The sequence below is a fragment of the Candidatus Pelagibacter sp. PS_16 genome (assembly GCF_059417965.1).
Genome location: NZ_CM182074.1, coordinates 697,310 through 716,486 on the forward strand (window position 1 = coordinate 697,310; position 19,177 = coordinate 716,486).

Consider the following 19,177-nt stretch of genomic DNA (forward strand, 5'->3'; position numbering starts at 1 on the left):
TCTTAATAGAAATCGTTTATGCCCTTGTAGCTCAGCTGGTAGAGCAATTGATTTGTAATCAATAGGTCCGCGGTTCGACTCCGTGCGGGGGCACCATCACTTAATTATTTGAAGTTTCTTTACGCGTTTGTTCAATCTTTATTTTTTTGTGAAGACTGTTATTTTTATCATATAATAATTCAAAGCTAATTTTTTTATTGGCTTGAATTTTAATTGTTTTTGCATTTCTAACCTCAAAATTATCTGCAACAGCGCTGATAGGTCTTTTATTTGTATCTAAATTTTTTATTAAAATTTTAGATTTATCACTAATAATTGTACCCTTCCATCTTCTAGGTCTAAAAGGACTAATCGGAGTTACTGCTAGCTTTCTTGAATCTAAATTTAGAATTGGTCCATGTGCTGATAAATTATAAGCCGTACTACCTGCAGGTGTTGAAACTAAAACGCCATCAGAGATTAGATTTTTAATAATATTTTTATTATTAGCAGTAATCGAAATTGATGATGCTTGCTTACTTTGTCTTAATATTGACACCTCATTGATAGCTATTGATTTTTTTGTTTGATTTTTTTTATTAGTCACAGTCATTTGTAGAGGATAAATTTTAACACTATTAGAGATATTCAAATTTTTAATAAAGTTTTCATTAGAAAACTTATTCATCAAAAAACCATAGTTTCCAGAATTAATTCCATAGAAAGGTTTTTTATATTTATGTAATTTTTTTAAAGTTTGAAGCATGAAACCATCTCCTCCTAGAACAATTATTATGTTGGATTTTCTTAAAGATGTAATGTTAACTTTTTTAATAAGAATTGATTTAATCTTAAGAGAGACTTTGGTTTTATCAAATACTAAATATACTTTATCTCTCATTTAGTGGTGCCCTCGGCCAGACTCGAACTGGCACTCCAAAAAGGCACGGATTTTAAGTCCGTTGTGTCTACCAATTTCACCACGAGGGCATGTACTATTTTCATTTGTTTAACTGTTTTTATTTATAACTCAACTTCTTTTTGTTAACAAATCATATCAATATTTTAATTAAGCTTTTAATGCTTTTTTAAGAATACGATTATCTAAATTACAATCTTTATAACCTCTCTTTACAACATTTAAATATCGTTCTGTTGGATATGCAAATAAAGTTTTTTTAGTCATGGTATAGGTCATTACTTTTTTACCATAATAAGTAAAATAATATTTTTTATATAGAACTGGATAATCTTCATAAACATCTAATTTTTTTTCATCACTTTTAGATATTTCAAATAAAGCACCAGGAACAATTGAGTTTTTTTTAGGTTCTATATCAGCAGCTCTATATTTGCTTCTAAAGGTTAGTTTAAAATTAGTTAAATTAATTTTTTTTAAAAAGACACTGTCCTTGCATCTTCTTTTCATTTGAAAATGATTAAGATTACTTCCGTAAGCAAAATAAAGCATTAAACTATCTAACAACTACTTCTATTTTTTTTAGATTAACAAACTCTAATACTTCAGAACTGCACTTATCAATTTTAAGTTGGTCTTCAGATCTTATTACTATTGATACTCCTAATTTTCCTGCATGAAAAAATGGATAACTTCCAATTTCAACATCTTTATTGTTATCTTGAACATTGGTTAAAGAGTTTGCAATTTCACTTTCAACTGTTTTTAAACTTATTGTATGGCTTAATATTGGATCTCCCCCTACTATCTTGTTTTTTAATCCACCCAACATTGATTTTAAAATTGAAGGAACTCCCGGTAAGCAAAAAACGTTTTCTATATAAAATCCCGGGGCACCACTTGTTGGATTTAATATTAAATTAGCATTACGTGGCATCCATACCATTTTTTGTCGACCTTCATTAAATTCACCCACTTTGTAGTAAGATTCTAATATTTTAAAAGCTTCTTTATGAATTTCATACTCAAGATTAAATGCTTTAGAAATAGACTGAGCAGTAATATCATCATGAGTTGGTCCTATACCACCAGTTGTAAATACATAATTATTAACCTTTCTTAAATGATTAACGGTCTCAATAATTGTATTTTCTATATCTGGAATAACCCTAACTTCATTAACTTTTACACCAATTGAGTTTAGCCATTGTGCTATTGTGCTGGTATTAGTGTCTTGCGTTCTTCCAGATAGGATCTCATTACCTATAATAAGTATTGCTGCATTAAATTTTGTATTTTGGGTCATTATTAAATATACAATTTAAATATGGAATTTACCAAAGCTTTAATAAAAGGCAAACTGATCAAACGTTATAAGAGGTTTTTTGCAGACGTTAAAATTGGCAAAGAAATTGTTACGGCACATTGCCCTAATACTGGATCTATGAAGGGCTTATTAGATGAAGGAAATATGGTTTATGTATCTAAAAATGATGACCCAAAAAGAAAGTTAAAATATACCCTTGAAATAATTAAAGTTAAAAAAAATTTAGTTGGTGTTAATACTCATTTTGCAAATAAAATTGCCTTCCATGGTTTAGTAAATAATCTAGTTAAAGAAGTTGCAAACAATGACAGTATCAAGGCTGAGGTATTTTTTGATAAAGAAACACGGTTTGATTTTTTAGTTGAAAAAAATAAACAAAAAATATTTGTAGAAGTTAAAAATGTTACTTTATTCAGAGAAGAAAAAACTGCAGAATTTCCAGATGCCGTTACCACTAGAGGGTCAAAGCATTTAAAAACACTTATAGAGGCGGTTAAAAAGGGCTATAAATCCTATCTATTATTTTTAGTCCAAATAGAGGGTGTGGATAATTTTAAAATAGCAAAAGACATTGATAAAGAATATTATGAAAATTATTTACTTGCAAAAAAAGCTGGAGTTAACTTTTTGGCTTATCAATGTAAAATAAATTCAAAAGAAATTAAAATAGATAAAAAAATTAAAATTATTAATGCCTGATTATTTAGAAAAATTTGAAAAGATGAGAGTTGCTGGAAATCTTGCAGCAAGAACTCTTGATATGCTTACAGATAATATTAAGCCAGGTGTAACCACAGAGTTTGTAGATAAATTAGGATATGAATTTATTAGGGACAATGGTGGTTACTCAGCTCCACTTTTTTATAGAGGTTTTAAAAAATCATTATGCACTTCTTTAAATCATGTTGTCTGTCACGGTATACCTTCTGATAGAGTTTTAGTTGAAGGTGATGCTTTAAATGTTGATGTAACCGCTATAGTTGATGAACATTATGGTGATACAAGTCGAATGTTTTGTATTGGAAAAACTCCTGTTAAAGTTAATAACTTAATTGATGCTACATACGAGTCGATGATGAGAGCAATTAATTTATTAAAGCCAGGATTAAAATTAGGTGACATTGGATATGAAATACAATCTTTTATTGAAAAAAAAGGCTACTCAGTTGTTAGAGATTTTTGTGGTCATGGAATAAGCACAACATTCCACGAACCACCTAATATTTTACATTATGGAAGAAGAAATACAGGGATGGAACTTAGACCTGGAATGACTTTTACAATTGAGCCTATGATAAATATCGGTGAATGGGATGTGAAGATGCTAAAAGATGGCTGGACAGCAGTTACAAAAGACAAATCTTTATCAGCACAATTTGAGCATACGCTAGGTATTACTGAAAATGGTTATGAAATCTTTACAGAATCTGTTAAAGGTTATTCTAAGCCCCCTTACTTATAATTAATGATTGAACGATATTCTAGAAAACAACTAACTGACATATGGTCAGAACAAAACAAATACCAAATTTGGCTCGATGTAGAGGTTGCAGCAGCAGAAGCCATGGAAAAATTAGGTCAAATTCCTAAAGGTGTTGCATCAGTTGTTAGAAAAAAAGCTAAAATAAACGTTAAAAGAATTCATCAAATTGAGAGTAAAGTTAAGCACGATGTAATAGCATTTTTAACCTCTATTACTGAAAAAGCAGGGATTAAAGCAAGATACCTTCACCAAGGTATGACCTCTTCTGATGTTTTGGATACCAGTTTAAATATTCAATTAGTTCAATCAGGTAAAATTCTACTCAGTGATATTGATCAAATTCTAAAAGTTTTAAAGAAACAAGCCAAAAAATACAAATACACTCCTTGCATGGGTAGAAGTCACGGAATTCACGCTGAACCTATAACTTTTGGTTTAAAATTAGCATCATTTTATGAGGAGTTTAAGAGAAATAGAAAAAGATTAGTTGATGCAATTGATGAAATTTCAACATGCGCAATCTCTGGTGCTGTTGGCACATTTGCAAATATTAATCCTAATGTTGAAAAACATGTAGCAAAAAAACTTGGATTAAAAGTTGAGCCTATATCAACACAGGTAATACCAAGAGATAGGCATGCTTTTTATTTTTCAATTCTTGGAATTATTGCAGGATCAGTTGAAAGAGTTGCAGTTGAGATTAGACATTTACAGAGAACTGAAGTTTATGAAGTGCAAGAGTTTTTTTCAAAGGATCAAAAAGGTTCTTCTGCAATGCCTCATAAAAAAAATCCAATCTTAAGTGAAAATTTAACAGGACTTGCTAGAATGGTTCGAAGTGCTGTTATCCCTGCTCTTGAAAATATTGCACTATGGCATGAAAGAGATATTTCTCACTCAAGTGTTGAAAGAAATATTGGTCCAGACGCAAATATTACCTTAGATTTTGCTTTAGCAAGACTAAGTAATATTTTAGATAAAATGATTGTCTATCCAAAAAAAATGATTGAAAATTTAAATATAACTAAAGGTTTAATTTTTTCACAAGAAGTAATGTTAGAGCTAACAAAATCAGGTTTAAGTAGAGAACAATCTTACAAAATGGTTCAAAATTATGCAAAAAAATGTTTTGCAGAAAATCTAAATTTATTTGATGTTATATCAGATGATAAATTCATAATGGCTAAAATTTCATCAAAAAGATTAAGGGCTATATTCAATTATTCATCGCATTTTAAAAACGTAGATTTAATTTTTAGAAGAGTATTCAAATAATGAAAAAAGGTAAAAAATTATACGAAGGTAAAGCTAAAATAATTTACGCAACATCTGATAAAAATTTGGTTATTCAATATTTCAAAGATGATGCAACTGCTTTTAATAATTTGAAAAAATCAACAATTGAAGGCAAAGGTGTTTTAAACAATAGAATTTCAGAACATATTTTATCAAACTTAACTCAAATTGGGATTAAAAATCATTTAGTAAAAAGACTAAATATGAGAGAACAAATTATCAAATTAGTTGAAATTATACCTATTGAATTCATTGTTCGTAATGTTGCAACAGGCTCTATTACTAAAAGATTAGGTATCGAGGATGGAACAGTTCTAAAACAGCCACTATTAGAGTATTGCCTTAAAGATGATAAATTAGGTGATCCACTTATTGCTGAAGAGCATATTTTAGCTTTTGATTGGGCTACAAAATCTGAATTAGAAAAAGTTAAAAAAATGATTCTTAGAATTAATGATTTTATGATTGGAATGTTTAGAGGAGTTGGGATTAAACTAATTGATTTCAAACTTGAATTTGGAAGACTTAAAGAAAATGGGAAAAATGAGGTTATTCTGGCTGATGAGATTAGTCCTGACACTTGCAGATTATGGGACAGTATTACTGATAAAAAACTAGATAAAGATAGATTTCGTAAAGATTTGGGTGATTTAATACCTGCATATACTGAAGTTGCAAAAAGACTTGGTATATTGCATGAGCAATCAAATTTAAGTGCTGTTAATGTTACAAAGTTAAGATCAGTTAAAAAAAGAAAATAATATGAAAATATCTGTAATTATAACACTTAAAAAAGATGTTTTAGATCCTCAAGGTAAAGTTATCCATCAAACCCTGGACGGTATGGGATTTGAAGGGATTAATGAAGTAAGACAAGGAAAATATTTTGAAATTGACACTAAAGAAGACGATAAGAAAAAAGCTGAAAAAAAAGTTGAAGAAATGTGTAAGAAACTTTTAGCAAACTTAGTGATAGAAGACTTTAAAATTATTGGATCACAATAATAAAAAATGCATTCATCTGTAATAACCTTTCCTGGATCTAATTGTGATAGAGACATGGATGTTGCTTTAAAGAAGTTTGGTTTTAAAAACAAAATGGTTTGGCATGACGATGTTGAGCTGCCAAAAAGTGATTTAGTAGTTTTACCAGGTGGTTTTTCATACGGGGATTACCTTAGATGTGGAAGTATGGCATCAAAATCAAAAATTATGAAATCGGTTCTAAACTTTGCTCAAGGGGGTGGTAAAGTTATGGGAGTTTGTAATGGGTTTCAAATTTTAGTTGAATCTGGATTACTGCCTGGTGTGCTGCTTAGAAATAAATATTTAGAATTTATTTGCAAAAATGTTTTTGTTAAAGCTAACAATAAAGATAACTCTTATTTTAAAGATGATAAAAAAAACATCTACGAGTTTCATATAGCTCATAATGAGGGAAATTACTTTTGCTCTAATGATCAAATTAAAGAAATTAATGACAATAACCAAATAGCTTTATTTTATTCAGATGAAAACGGAAATGTTAATGAACAATCTAATCCAAATGGTTCATTACAAAATATAGCTGGTGTGTTTAATAAACAAAAAAATGTTTTAGGAATGATGCCTCATCCAGAAAGAATGATAGACCCTGCTCTTTCAGGTGAAGATGGTTCAATTTTTTTTCAAAACTTAATTAATAATTTAAAATAATGATAGTTAACGAACAGCTTGCAATTGATCATGGTTTAAAAAAAGATGAATATAAAAAAATCTGTGATTTGTTAAAAAGAGTTCCCAATATTACTGAGCTTGGTATTTTCTCAGCAATGTGGAATGAGCATTGTTCTTATAAATCTTCAAGATTTCATCTTAAAAACTTACCTACTAAAGGAAAAAACGTAATTCAAGGTCCTGGTGAAAATGCTGGTGTTATTGATATTGGCGATGATGATGCAATAGTATTTAAAATTGAAAGTCATAATCACCCTTCATTTATTGAACCTTATCAAGGTGCCGCAACGGGTGTTGGTGGAATTATGAGAGATGTCTTTACAATGGGAGCAAGACCAATAGCTAATTTAAACTCAATTCATTTTGGCTCACCTCAGCATAAAAAAACTAAGAATTTATTACGTGGAGTTGTTCACGGTATAGGTGGATATGGTAATTGTATGGGGGTTCCAACAATTGCTGGTCAAACTAGTTTTGACGAATCTTATAATGGTAATATTTTAGTAAATGCTATGACCCTAGGTCATGTAAAAAAAGATAAAATTTTTTATTCAAAAGCTGCAGGTTTAGGGAAACCTGTGATCTATGTTGGTTCAAAAACAGGTCGAGATGGAATTCATGGTGCAAGCATGGCATCAGCTTCATTTGATGATAAAATTGAAGAAAAAAAACCGACTGTTCAAGTTGGTGATCCTTTTACAGAAAAACTATTATTAGAAGCTTGTTTAGAATTAATGGCAGGAGATTCGATTATTGCTATTCAGGATATGGGTGCTGCAGGATTAACTTCTTCAAGTATTGAAATGGCTTCAAAAGGAAATTTAGGAATTGAGATCAATTTAAGTAAAGTTCCTTGTAGAGAGGCAAACATGTCACCTTATGAAATTATGTTATCAGAAAGCCAAGAGCGAATGCTTATTGTTTTAGAAAATGGCAAAGAAGAAATGGCTAAAAAAATATTTGATAAATGGAATTTAGATTTTGCTGTAATTGGTCAAACAACAAAAAGTAAAAAAATTGAACTTTATTTTAATGAAGAAAAAGTAGCAGATATTCCTGTTAACACATTAGTTGAGAACTCACCTATGTATGACCGTAAATGGAAAAAAGCTAAATTACCTAAAAGAATTAAAGTTGATAAAGAACAATTTAAAACCTTAAAAGTAAAAAATGTTTTAAATAAAATATTATCTAATCCAAATGTTTGTAGCAAAGAGTGGATTTGGCAACAATACGATCATACCGTTATGGGTGATACTATTCAAAAACCTGGCGGAGATGCTGGTGTTGTTAGAGTTCATGGTACCAATAAAGCTGTTGCTGCATCTGTAGATTCATCTGCTGTATATTGTTGGGCTCATCCATTGAGTGGTGGAAAGCAAATTGTTTGTGAAAGCTGGAGAAACTTAATTTCAGTTGGTGCTAAACCAATTGCTATTACTAATTGCTTAAATTTTGGTAGTCCTGAAAATGAAGAAAATATGGGTGAGTTTGTTGAGTGTGTTCAAGGTTTAGGGGAAGCGAGTGCTTACTTAGAGTTTCCAGTAGTTTCTGGAAACGTTTCATTTTACAACCAAACTAAAGATATTGGGATTAAACCTACACCAGCAATTGGGGGGGTTGGTTTAATTAAAGATTACCAAAACATGGTTACAATGGATTTAAAAGAAGCTGATAATATACTTTTAGTTATTGGTAAAACTGAAGGTCACTTGGATCAAAGTTTATTTGCAAGAGATATTCTAAATGAAAAAAATGGACCTCCTCCTGAAATTAATCTTTTTAATGAAAAAAATAATGGTGAAACAATTTTAAAGCTTAGTGATAAAAAATTTATAAAATCTGCTCACGATGTTTCTTTAGGTGGAATAATTACTGCTCTTTCTAAAATGTGTATTAAAGGTAAAAAAGGTGCAACTCTTAAAAAATCTAATTACTTAATTAATCAATTTGAATACTTATTTGGTGAAGATCAAGGAAGATACATTATTGAAATTAGTAAAGATGATCTAGAAAATGCTACTAAAATACTTCAAGAAAACTCAGTACATTTTGATGAACTTGGGTTAGTAAATGAGGATAGTTTAATAATTGACGACAAGACAAAAGTATCAATTGACGATTTAATTAAATCACATACAAATTGGTTAACGAACTACATGGAAAATTAAAATGGCAATGGATATAAAAGAAGTTGAAACACTCATTAAAGAAGCTTTACCAGATGCTATAATAGAAATTCAAGATCTTGCTGGAGATAGCAATCACTACTCAGCAACGATAACGTCTAAAGAATTTTCAGGAAAAAGTAAAATTGAACAACACAAAATGGTATACAATTCTTTAAAAGGGAAAATGGGTAACGAACTTCATGCATTAGCAATTAAAACAAAGGAACAATAATGGACGATAGCACAAAAAATTTAATTCAAACTCATATAGACACCAACGAAGTATGTTTATTTATGAAAGGAACGCCAGATGCTCCTCAATGTGGATTTTCTATGGCTGTGTCAAATATGTTAAAAATTTTAGAAGTAAATTACAAAGGAATAAATGTTCTTGAGTCTCAGTCTTTGAGAGAAGGTATAAAAGAATTTAGTGACTGGCCTACTATTCCACAAGTTTATATTAAAGGTCAATTTGTTGGTGGCTGTGACATCGTTAAGGAAATGTATGAAAACGGTGAGCTCAAAAAAGTTCTTGAGGATAAAGGAATTAATTTTAAAAAATAATTTATTACTTATAAATATAATCTCTAGTATTAGGAGTTGACATATAGTTCTTTGTTAGTTGGAACTGATAAACAACTTGATCTCCCCATTTAAAAGCACTTTCACAGCTAGCTAAATAAAATTCCCACATCCTAAAAAACTTTTCATCAAACATATTAATTATTTGGATTTTATTTTTAATACAATTTTCTTTCCAGTGCCTTAGAGTGTGAGCATAATGTAATTTAAGAACCTCTATGTCAGATACTATTAATCCAGCTTTCTCAACAGGTGTTACCACCTCACTGAGACTAGGCGTATAACCACCTGGAAAAATATACTTAGTTATCCAAGGGTGTGGGTCTCTAGGAGGATTAACTGAGCCAATAGTGTGAACTAGTGAAACACCATCATCATTAAGCAAATTATTAATCTTCTTAAAAAAATTTTTATAAAACTTCCTACCCACATGTTCAAACATTCCAACACTTACAATTCTATCAAACTTTTCATCTAACTGACGATAATCTATTAATTTAAAGGTAACTTGGTTTTCTAAATTAAGTTTTTTGGCTTTTTTAACACAGTAGTTAAACTGATTTTCAGATAGAGTAATCCCTGTAACTTCACAATTATTACTTTTTGCAATATCAATAGCTAAAGATCCCCAGCCACAACCTATATCAAGAACTTTTTGATTTGGCTTTATATTAAGTTTTTTTATTATGTGTTGTATTTTATTATTTTGAGCATCTTCTAAAGTATCATTTTCATTTATAAAATACCCACACGAGTATTGTTTTTTAGGATCTAAAAATAAACTGTATAAATCATCTGAGAGATCATAATGATGTGCCACATTCATTTTTGATTTTTTTATAAAGTTAAAGTTTGTTAAATATCTATAAGATCCATAAAGCTTATTTATCAACATACTAAAAAAATTTAATTCACCTCTTCCTATATTCATAAGCGCTATATCTAAGAAATCAGTTAAACTTCCGTTTTCAATTTGTATATCTCCATTAGAATAAGCTTCTCCAAAATATAAATCTGGCCTAAAAAATAATTTATAATGGAGTTTCTTATCTAAAATCTTAACTGTAATTGGAGTTTTATTTTTTGGTGTGCCTATGATATATTTATTAGAATTTGCATCAATTAATAAAAAACCATCTTTCTGGAACAATTTATTTAGATATCTTGCCAGTTGCATTTAAAATCTCATAAAAATTTTATTTATAAGAAAAAATATATAATGAATTTATGTAAAATTCACTTAGGATTAATTCACAATTTTATTGGAATTTTAAGAACAATATTAAAAGAATTATTTAAAAAAAAGGATATTTATTATCTAGAGTAATATTCAATTACTAGATTAGGTTCCATTATTACTGGATAAGGAACTTCGTCGAACTTAGGTGTTCTAACAAAAGTAACTTTTTTATTTTTTTCATCTAAATTAATGTATTCAGGAGTTTCTCTTTCTTTACTAGCTAGAGCAATATCAATTATAGCCAACTGTTTAGATTTATCTCTAATTTCAATTATATCTTCTTCTTTAACAACGTAACTTCCAATGTTAACTTTTTTACCGTTAACTCTTACGTGACCATGGTTAATAAGTTGTCTCGCTGAAAATACTGTTGTTGAAAATCTTGCTCTATAAACAACAGAATCTAATCTTCTTTCAAGCAAACCAATTAAATTTTCACCGGTATCCCCTTTTAACATGGTAGCTTTTTTATAAATATTTCTGAATTGTCTTTCGTTAATGTTACCGTAGTAACCTTTTAATTTTTGTTTAGCTTGTAGCTGAATTCCGTAATCAGAAGGTTTTCCTTTTCTACCTTGTCCATGTTGTCCTGGACCATAATCCCTTTTATTAAAAGGACTTTTGGGTCTGCCCCATAGGTTAATTTTTAACCTTCTATCTATTTTATGTTTAGCGCTTATTCTTTTTGTCATTTGATAGGTGGGTTTATAAACTTACTCATTATTTTGTCAATCAACCTTTTTTGGACAAACTTGCAAATACACTGGATAAAATACGTGTTTCTTTCTCAGAAAGCTCCATTTTAGAAAAAATGCTTCTTAAGTTTTCAAGCATAATAGGTCTCTTCTCCAAGGGTTTAAAAAAGTGTTTTTCCTCTAGTTTTTTGATGCACAAGTTAGTCATAGCTTGAATATCCTTTTTGCTAGCTAAGGTTACTTTTTTTGATTTAGAATATTTTACACCTTTTAGATTAATGATGCTTGCTACTGTATGAGCAATAATAATAACACTATGTGACAGGTTTAAAGATTTAAAATCAGGGTTAGTTGGAATTTGCATAGTGTAATTAGCATAACTGATCTCATTATTAGATAAACCAGACGCCTCAGAACCAAATAAAAAAGCTATCTTTTTATTAAAATCAATTTTTTTTAAATCGTCTAAATTAATATGTTTAATATTTTTATTTCTAAATCTTGCAGATGTTGCAATAACACAATCTACTTTTTTTACAGCAGATTCTAAAGTTTCATGTACTTTAGCATTAATAATTAGATTTTTTGCACCAACTGACGTTGCTAAAATTTTATCATTTGGAAAAATTGGTTTTGGTTTAACAATAACTAGCTTTTTAAAATTAAAGTTTTTAAGAGCTCTCGCACAGGCTCCAATATTTTCAGATAATTGAGGTTGATGTAAGATAAATGATATATTGCTAAAAGACATTAAAGACTTGCTGGAGCTTTATCTTTAAATAATTTATAATCTAAACTATCCACCAATGCTTTAAATGAAGCATCAATTATATTTGCTGAAACACCAATGGTGAACCAATTTTTGCCTTTTGAGTCTGTGCTTTCTATTGAAACTCTAGTGATTGCCTCAGTACCTGTATTTAAAATTCTAACTTTATAATCAACTAATTTTAAATCTTTTAAATATTTAGAGTATTTATTTAATCGATCTACATTTTGTCTAATAGCATTATCTAGTGCATTAACAGGACCATTTCCTTCACCGGTACACATAATTTTTTCACCATCAACTTCAAGCTGAGCTTTTGCAGAAGAAACAATTGTGCCTGATGAATCTTTTTTAACAGAAACATCATATTCTTTAATCAATATATACCTTGGTATTTTGCTAATAATCCTTCTGGCTAATAATTCAAAAGATGCGTCAGCACCATCATAACTATAGCCTATAAATTCTCTATCTTTTACTTCATCTAAAAGTTTTTTAATTTTAGGGTCACTCTCCTCTATTTCTATACCAATAATTTTTAATCTTGAGATTATATTGGATTTTCCAGATTGATCTGAAACTACTATGTTTCGAGAATTTCCAACTTCTACTGGATCAATATGTTCGTAAGTTTTTGGATCTTTTTGAACCGCTGATACATGAAGGCCACCTTTATGAGAAAAAGCAGCAGCACCAACGTATGGAAGATGTTTGTTAGGTTTTCTATTTAAAATTTCATCCAGTAATCTAGAACATTCTGTTAATTTTTTAATATTGTCTGGTTTAATTTTTAATTCAAAATTAGTTGCAAAATCTTCTTTTAAAAAAAAAGTAGGGATTAGTGACATTAAATTAGCATTACCACACCTTTCACCTAAACCATTAATGGTTCCTTGCACCTGTCTAACTCCAGCCCAAACTGCAGCTAAAGAATTCGCAACTGCATTACCAGTATCATTGTGTGCATGTATCCCTAAATTTTTTCCAGGTATAGTTTTAGAAACTTCTGTAACTATTTTTGTAATTTCATGAGGTAAGGTTCCACCATTAGTGTCACATAAAACAATCCACCTTGCTCCCTCATCAAATGCTGCTTTAAGACATGATAAAGCATAATTTGGATTGGCTTTGTATCCATCAAAGAAATGTTCTGCATCAAACATGAATTCTTTATTCATTTTAACAAAGTGTTTTGCTGTCTCTTTAATGTTTTCTAAGTTTTCTTCATTAGAAATCCCAAGTGCTATATCAACATGAAAATCCCAAGATTTTCCTACAATACAAACTGCCGGTGTGTTTGAGTTTAAAAGTGCTGATAGTCCAGGATCATTATCGGCACTACGACCAGTTCTTTTGGTCATACCAAAAGATGTTAGTTTAGCATTATTAAATGAATGTTTTTTTTGAAAAAATTCAGTATCCGTAGGGTTGGCTCCTGGCCACCCACCCTCAATATAATCAACACCTAAATTATCTAAAGCTGAGGCAATTTTCAATTTATCATCTACAGAAAAGTCTACACCTTGTGTTTGTGCACCATCTCTTAATGTTGTATCAAATATAAAAAGTTGTTCTTTACTCATTTTAGTTTCCAAATTGTTTTACCATCTTTGTCTTCTATTAAAACCCCTTTATCTAAAAGCTTATCTCTAATAATATCAGCTTCTTTATAATTCTTATCTTCTCTTGCTTTGTTTCTAAGTGAAATCATTTCTAAAATATCATCTTCATTAATGGATGATTTTTTCTTTTTAAATTCAATCCACTCTTCTTTTGTTTTATTTAAAATGCCAATAAAATTACACGCTAATACAAATAAACTTTTCTCTTCATTTCCTCCTTTTAAGGCCTTATCATAAAGTTGATGTAACTTTGCAATGTAGCCAGGTGTATTCAAATCATCATATAATGGAGACAAAATATCTTCATCTAAAACTATTTTGTCTTTTGGGAGTGAATAAACTTCATACCATTTATCAATAGTATTTTTGCAATCTTCCAAGAGCTTTTCGTTCCAGTCTAATGGTTGTTTGTAGTGAGCACTCATAAGAGCAAGTTTTAAAACTTGTCCATCAACATTATCTTTAAAATCTTTAATCTTAAGTATGTTGCCAGTTGATTTAGCCATTTTTTCATTGGACATAGTAATAAATGCGTTATGGATCCAATAATTTGCAAAAACTTTACTATCATTCGCACATCTTGATTGTGCAATTTCATTTTCGTGATGTGGAAAAATTAGATCAATTCCTCCACCATGAATATCAAATACGTTTCCTAGGTATTTCTTTGACATTGCTGAACATTCTAAATGCCAACCAGGTCTTCCTTTACCCCAAGAAGAATCCCAAGAAGGCTCATCATCCTTAGAGGGTTTCCATAAAACAAAATCTTCTGATTTTTTTTTATTATCTGAAACTTCTACTCTAGATCCTGCAATTAAATCTTCTAATTTCTTATTCGATAGCTTTCCATAATCATCAAATTTGCTAACTTCAAAATAAACATGGTTGTTTGCCTCATAGGCAAAATCTTTTTCTATTAAAGTTGATATCATTTTAATCATGAGATCAATATGATCTGTAGCTTTTGGCTGTTGGGTTGGATTATCTAAATTTAAGTAATTACAATCATCATTAAAATCTTTAATAACATTGTTTGTTAATTCAGATATTGAAAGATTTTTTTCTTTTGCTGATTTAATTATCTTATCATCAACATCTGTAATATTTCTTATATAATTTATTTTATCATGACCATATTTTGATTTTAAAACTTTGAACAAAATATCAAAAATAACAAGAGGTCTAGCATTACCTATGTGTGGGTTGTCATAAACAGTTGGACCACAAACATACATTCCAATGTTTTCTTTATTTATAGGAACAAATTTTTCTTTTTTATTCTTTAGATTATTTGTTAAAAAAATATCCATGTTTATTATCTTAGAATTATACTTTAATTATAGATTTGTGAATCTATAAGATTAGTTGGGAATCTTGCAAACTGGGATTGGTTCCATTTTATGCAAGTTCATCTTTCTTATTTTTTCGTATTTTTGACGATTTATTGAATTAACATTGTTCATAGCTTCTTCTAATTCCTCGTATTTAAGACCTAACTGACCTTCATCAGTTCTGCCATCATCCCATAATCCATCTGTTGGAGCAGCATCAATTATCTCTTGAAGAATATTAATAGATTTACCTATTTCCCATACTTCTGATTTATTACAATCCGCAATAGGGGATATATCAACTCCACCATCTCCATATTTTGTATAAAACCCCACTCCAAAATCCTCAACTTTATTTCCAGTACCAACCACAATACCTTTGTTTGCAGCTGCTACTTGATAAAGAGTGGTCATTCTAATTCTTGCTCTAGAATTTGCCATTCCAAGTTCACTATCAAAATTTGATAACGTACTCTCAAAGGTTTCAAATAATTTATCTAAATTTATTGTGTGCGCTTCAACATTATCAAAGTTTTTAACAAGCCATTCTTGATGTTTTAAGCTTAAGTCATGTTGTGATGATTTTTGTTTAATGGGCATTGATAAAACAATTGTTTTAATACCTGTCATTGCGCTCAATGTACTTGATACAGAAGAATCTATTCCCCCAGAAATTCCAATGATTAAAGATTGAGCCTTACTTGGCATCTTGTTCACATAATCTTTAATCCAATTACTTATAAATTGTGCTTTTTCTAATGGTTTCATTTCCTAAAATTTAAACGAAATTGTATTCAATACAATGCTTTAAGATGCCGCTTTAATATTTTTTTTAGAATAAGCAGCATTTTTTTTAATCTCATCAGAAATTAAAAAAGCTAACTCTAACGCTTGGTTAGCATTAAGTCTTGGATCGCAATGAGTGTGGTAACGGCTAGATAAATCTTGGTCAGATATTTTCTGAGCACCCCCTGTGCATTCAGTAACGTCTTGACCGGTCATTTCAATGTGTAATCCACCTGCATAACTTCCTTCACTTTGGTGACATTCAAAAACATTTTTTACTTCTTTGACAACACTATTAAATGGTCTTGTTTTAAATCCAGTTGTAGCTTTAATTGTATTTCCATGACAAGGATCACATGACCATATTACATTTAAACCTTCTTTTTTAATTGCTCTAATTAATTTTGGTAAAAATTTAGAAACATTTTCATGACCAAATCTAGAAATTAAAGTTATTTTACCTTTTTCATTTGTTGGATTAATTTTATTACAAAGGTTTATCAAGTCTTCAGCTTTTAATGTTGGTCCACATTTAATTCCAATTGGATTTTCAATTCCTCTACAAAACTCAACATGTCCACCATCTAGTTGTCTTGTTCTATCTCCTATCCAAACAAAGTGAGCTGAGGTATCGTGATATTCACCTGTAGTAGAATCTACTCTTGTCATTGCTTGTTCAAAAGGAAGTAATAAAGCCTCATGTGAAGTCCAAAAGTTTACTGTTTTTAATCTTCTATTAAAGTCAGAATTAATTCCACAAGCATCCATAAATGCTAAGGCATCTGCAATTCTATCTTCTAAATCTTTAAATTTTTTTGCAGCTGGAGAGTTTTTAATAAACCCTAAGTTCCAAGTATGTACTTTTTTAAGATCAGCAAAACCTCCATGAGAGAAGGCTCTTATAAGGTTAAGCGTTGATGCAGATTGAGAATAAGCTTTAAAAAGTCTTTTTGGATCAGGAACTCTTGATTTTTCATTAAATTCCATTCCATTAATATTATCACCTAAGTAACTAGGCAGTTCAACACCATCAATATTTTCAACAGGAGAACTTCTTGGTTTGGAAAACTGTCCAGCAATTCTTCCAAGTTTAATAACTGGTAATGATGCCGAATAAGTAAGCACTAACGACATTTGCAGTATCAGTTTAAATGTATCTCTAATGTTATCAGGATGAAATTCTGCAAAACTTTCTGCACAATCTCCACCTTGTAATAAAAAAGCTTTTCCATCGACAACATCAGCTAATTGTTCTTTTAAATGTCTCGTCTCACCAGCAAAAACTAATGGTGGGAAATCTTTAATTTTACTTAAAACACCATCCAATTCTTTTTGATCGGGATATTCAGGAATGTGTTTTACAGGATAATTTCTCCAGCTATTTATTTTCCAATTTTTCATATTCAACCTAGGGGTGTTGTAGCAGAGTTTAATTATTATTCAACTGTGACTGATTTTGCTAAATTTCTAGGTTTATCAATGTCATACCCTTTTTTAAGAGCTGAATAATAAGCTAATTTTTGCAATGGAACAGTTAATAAAAAAGGTAATAAGTCATCATTGGCACTTTCAACTAATACCGTTTCCCAAATATTTTCTGAAAAAACTTCGTCTTTGCTCTTGTTAGTAATCAATAAAACTTTAGCCCCTCTTGCTATTACTTCCTGCATATTGGAAATTGTTTTTTTATAATAATTATCTCTTGGAGCTAAGACAACAACTGGCATTCCATCTTCAATTAAGGCTAATGGACCATGTTTCATCTCACCTGCAGGGTACCCTTCAGCATGAACGTAAGCTAATTCTTTTAATTTTAACGCCCCTTCTAATGCAATTGGGTAAGAAAAGCCTCTCCCTAAAAACATCGAACCTTTTGCATCAGTAAATGAGCTTGAGACTGTCTGGATTTTACTTTCTGTTAGTAAAGTTTGCTCAACTAATTTAGGTAATAATTTTAAATCTTTAATTTTGTTTAAAAATAAATCTTTATCCAAGTCTTTTCTTAAAATTCCTAATTTTAATATTAAAATATATAAAACCAACATTTGACCCATAAAAGCTTTTGTGGATGCAACACCAATTTCTTGCCCACAATGAATGGGTAAAACAAAGTTAGAGTCCCTTGCAATAGAGCTTTCTATAACATTAACTACACTACAAGTTTTCATGTTGTTTTTATTACATAAATCTAGGGCCGCATAAGTGTCTGCAGTTTCACCAGACTGAGAAACAAAAATATATAAATTATCATCTTTAAATCTATTTTTTCGGTATCTAAACTCGGATGCAATATCAATTGTTACATCAAGTGTAGTATTTTCTTCAAACCAATACTTTGCCATTAAACAAGAGTGATAAGCTGTACCACAACCAATTAAAGTAACTGAAGAAATTTCCTTAATATTCCATGGAAAATTATAGATGTTGATGTCGTTGTTAATTGTATCAACATACTCGTTTATACAGTTCTTTAATGTTGTTGGCTGTTCTTCAATCTCTTTTGCCATAAAATGTTTAAAATCACCTTTGTCATAATCCTGTTCTTTTGAAGATAATTCTAAAACTTTCTTATTAACTTTTAAGCCTTCTTCATCAAAAAACTCAACTTGGTCTTTTTTTATAATGCAAAACTCTCCATCATTTAAATATGAAATTTTATTAGTCATAGACTTTAAAGCGTAAGAGTCTGAGCCTAGATAATTTTCGTTAGGACCATAGCCAACTGCAAGTGGAGACCCTCTTCTAGCACCCACTATAAGATTTGGTTGATCTTTAAAAATTATACCTAAAGCAAAACTTCCATGTAATTGTTTAAGGGTTTTAATAATTGCCTCTTTTAAATTTAGTTCTTTTAAATACTCTGTTATTAAATGTACAATTACCTCAGTATCTGTTTGAGATTTAAATACATGACCCTTGTTTATTAAATACTTTTTTAAAAGTGTAGAATTTTCAATAATCCCATTATGTACAACCGATACACTCTCTGAAGAATGAGGATGTGCATTAATAGTATTTGGAATACCGTGCGTTGCCCATCTAACATGCCCAATTCCAATGGGGCCTGACATATTCTTAACAGCAAGGTTTTTTTCTAAAATATCAACTCTACCTTCTGATTTTGCTTCACTTACAATTCCATTTGATAATGTGGCAATTCCTGCAGAGTCGTATCCTCTATATTCTAATTTTTTAAGAGAATTAATAATTGTAGATGAAACCGGTTTATTACTAGCTATACCTATTATTCCACACATT

Annotated in this window: 20 protein-coding genes and 2 tRNA genes; 10 read left to right on the plus strand and 12 right to left on the minus strand. The window is 30.0% G+C overall.

The genetic code is table 11. The features are described from left to right. Window positions 1-20: 20 nt before the first annotated feature. A tRNA-Thr gene (locus AC5SL0_RS03700) sits at window positions 21-96 on the plus strand. Window positions 97-100: 4 nt separating this feature from the next. Here AC5SL0_RS03700 and AC5SL0_RS03705 read toward each other — a convergent pair. From AC5SL0_RS03705 to AC5SL0_RS03720, 4 genes are all read right to left on the minus strand, one after another. After that, window positions 101-880, minus strand: coding sequence for an NAD kinase (locus AC5SL0_RS03705; protein ID WP_006996796.1), 780 nt, complete (start codon window positions 878-880; stop codon window positions 101-103). 4 nt (window positions 881-884) lie between these two features. Next, window positions 885-969, minus strand: a tRNA-Leu gene (locus AC5SL0_RS03710). Between the two features lie 79 nt (window positions 970-1,048). Next, entirely contained in the window at window positions 1,049-1,450 is a 402-nt protein-coding gene (locus AC5SL0_RS03715) for a gamma-glutamylcyclotransferase family protein (RefSeq protein ID WP_011282161.1), read from the minus strand. A 4-nt stretch (window positions 1,451-1,454) separates the two neighbouring features. After that, on the minus strand, window positions 1,455-2,204 hold the full coding sequence (locus AC5SL0_RS03720) for a competence/damage-inducible protein A (RefSeq protein WP_006996794.1): 750 nt from the start codon (window positions 2,202-2,204) through the stop codon (window positions 1,455-1,457). A gap of 21 nt (window positions 2,205-2,225) precedes the next feature. On the opposite strand from AC5SL0_RS03720, the gene sfsA reads away from it, so the two are divergent. The 9 genes from sfsA to grxD are packed head-to-tail and all read left to right on the plus strand — an operon-like array spanning window position 2,226 to window position 9,455. Continuing rightward, entirely contained in the window at window positions 2,226-2,924 is a 699-nt protein-coding gene (gene sfsA, locus AC5SL0_RS03725) for a DNA/RNA nuclease SfsA (RefSeq protein WP_006996793.1), read from the plus strand. After that, window positions 2,917-3,687 carry a type I methionyl aminopeptidase gene (gene map / locus AC5SL0_RS03730; RefSeq protein ID WP_006996792.1) on the plus strand — a complete coding sequence of 257 codons (771 nt, stop codon included), beginning with the start codon at window positions 2,917-2,919 and terminating at the stop codon, window positions 3,685-3,687. Before sfsA ends, map begins: the two co-directional genes overlap by 8 nt. Window positions 3,688-3,690: 3 nt before the next feature. Beyond that, entirely contained in the window at window positions 3,691-4,983 is a 1,293-nt protein-coding gene (purB, locus tag AC5SL0_RS03735; protein ID WP_006996791.1) for an adenylosuccinate lyase, read from the plus strand. Continuing rightward, a complete protein-coding gene (purC, locus tag AC5SL0_RS03740; RefSeq protein WP_006996790.1) occupies window positions 4,983-5,765 on the plus strand; it encodes a phosphoribosylaminoimidazolesuccinocarboxamide synthase in 783 nt (260 codons plus the stop codon). The genes purB and purC overlap by 1 nt, the downstream gene beginning before the upstream one ends. A 1-nt stretch (window position 5,766) precedes the next feature. Then, window positions 5,767-6,009: a phosphoribosylformylglycinamidine synthase subunit PurS gene (purS, locus tag AC5SL0_RS03745; protein WP_006996789.1), complete on the plus strand. Its 243-nt coding sequence runs from the start codon at window positions 5,767-5,769 to the stop codon at window positions 6,007-6,009. A 6-nt stretch (window positions 6,010-6,015) separates the two neighbouring features. Further along, window positions 6,016-6,699 carry a phosphoribosylformylglycinamidine synthase I gene (purQ, locus tag AC5SL0_RS03750; protein WP_006996788.1) on the plus strand — a complete coding sequence of 228 codons (684 nt, stop codon included), beginning with the start codon at window positions 6,016-6,018 and terminating at the stop codon, window positions 6,697-6,699. Further along, the gene (gene purL, locus AC5SL0_RS03755; protein ID WP_494617842.1) at window positions 6,699-8,891 is read left to right on the plus strand and encodes a phosphoribosylformylglycinamidine synthase subunit PurL; all 2,193 of its coding nucleotides are present in this window, start codon (window positions 6,699-6,701) and stop codon (window positions 8,889-8,891) included. The genes purQ and purL overlap by 1 nt, the downstream gene beginning before the upstream one ends. A 1-nt stretch (window position 8,892) precedes the next feature. Then, window positions 8,893-9,123, plus strand: coding sequence for a BolA/IbaG family iron-sulfur metabolism protein (locus AC5SL0_RS03760; protein ID WP_006996786.1), 231 nt, complete (start codon window positions 8,893-8,895; stop codon window positions 9,121-9,123). Continuing rightward, window positions 9,123-9,455 (plus strand): Grx4 family monothiol glutaredoxin, encoded by a 333-nt coding sequence (grxD, locus tag AC5SL0_RS03765; RefSeq protein ID WP_494617843.1) that lies wholly within the window; start codon window positions 9,123-9,125, stop codon window positions 9,453-9,455. The genes AC5SL0_RS03760 and grxD overlap by 1 nt, the downstream gene beginning before the upstream one ends. A 4-nt stretch (window positions 9,456-9,459) precedes the next feature. Here the strand turns inward: grxD and AC5SL0_RS03770 are convergent, their stop codons facing one another. The 8 genes from AC5SL0_RS03770 to glmS form a co-directional block, all read right to left on the minus strand. Next, window positions 9,460-10,650, minus strand: coding sequence for a class I SAM-dependent methyltransferase (locus AC5SL0_RS03770; protein WP_494587094.1), 1,191 nt, complete (start codon window positions 10,648-10,650; stop codon window positions 9,460-9,462). 137 nt (window positions 10,651-10,787) lie between these two features. After that, complete coding sequence (gene rpsD, locus AC5SL0_RS03775) at window positions 10,788-11,405, minus strand: 30S ribosomal protein S4 (RefSeq protein ID WP_006996782.1); 618 nt, start codon at window positions 11,403-11,405, stop codon at window positions 10,788-10,790. A gap of 40 nt (window positions 11,406-11,445) precedes the next feature. Further along, window positions 11,446-12,159, minus strand: a complete 714-nt coding sequence (locus AC5SL0_RS03780) for an RNA methyltransferase (RefSeq protein WP_006996781.1) — start codon at window positions 12,157-12,159, stop codon at window positions 11,446-11,448. After that, on the minus strand, window positions 12,159-13,760 hold the full coding sequence (cimA, locus tag AC5SL0_RS03785; RefSeq protein WP_494617845.1) for a citramalate synthase: 1,602 nt from the start codon (window positions 13,758-13,760) through the stop codon (window positions 12,159-12,161). The genes AC5SL0_RS03780 and cimA overlap by 1 nt, the downstream gene beginning before the upstream one ends. Then, entirely contained in the window at window positions 13,757-15,118 is a 1,362-nt protein-coding gene (cysS, locus tag AC5SL0_RS03790; RefSeq protein ID WP_494618758.1) for a cysteine--tRNA ligase, read from the minus strand. Before cysS ends, cimA begins: the two co-directional genes overlap by 4 nt. Before the next feature lie 45 nt (window positions 15,119-15,163). Continuing rightward, window positions 15,164-15,901 (minus strand): NAD(+) synthase, encoded by a 738-nt coding sequence (nadE, locus tag AC5SL0_RS03795; RefSeq protein WP_271616368.1) that lies wholly within the window; start codon window positions 15,899-15,901, stop codon window positions 15,164-15,166. A gap of 39 nt (window positions 15,902-15,940) precedes the next feature. Beyond that, window positions 15,941-17,320, minus strand: a complete 1,380-nt coding sequence (locus tag AC5SL0_RS03800; protein ID WP_006996777.1) for a class II 3-deoxy-7-phosphoheptulonate synthase — start codon at window positions 17,318-17,320, stop codon at window positions 15,941-15,943. A 35-nt stretch (window positions 17,321-17,355) separates the two neighbouring features. Then, a complete protein-coding gene (gene glmS, locus AC5SL0_RS03805) occupies window positions 17,356-19,176 on the minus strand; it encodes a glutamine--fructose-6-phosphate transaminase (isomerizing) (protein WP_494617847.1) in 1,821 nt (606 codons plus the stop codon). Between the last annotated feature and the right edge of the window lies 1 nt (window position 19,177).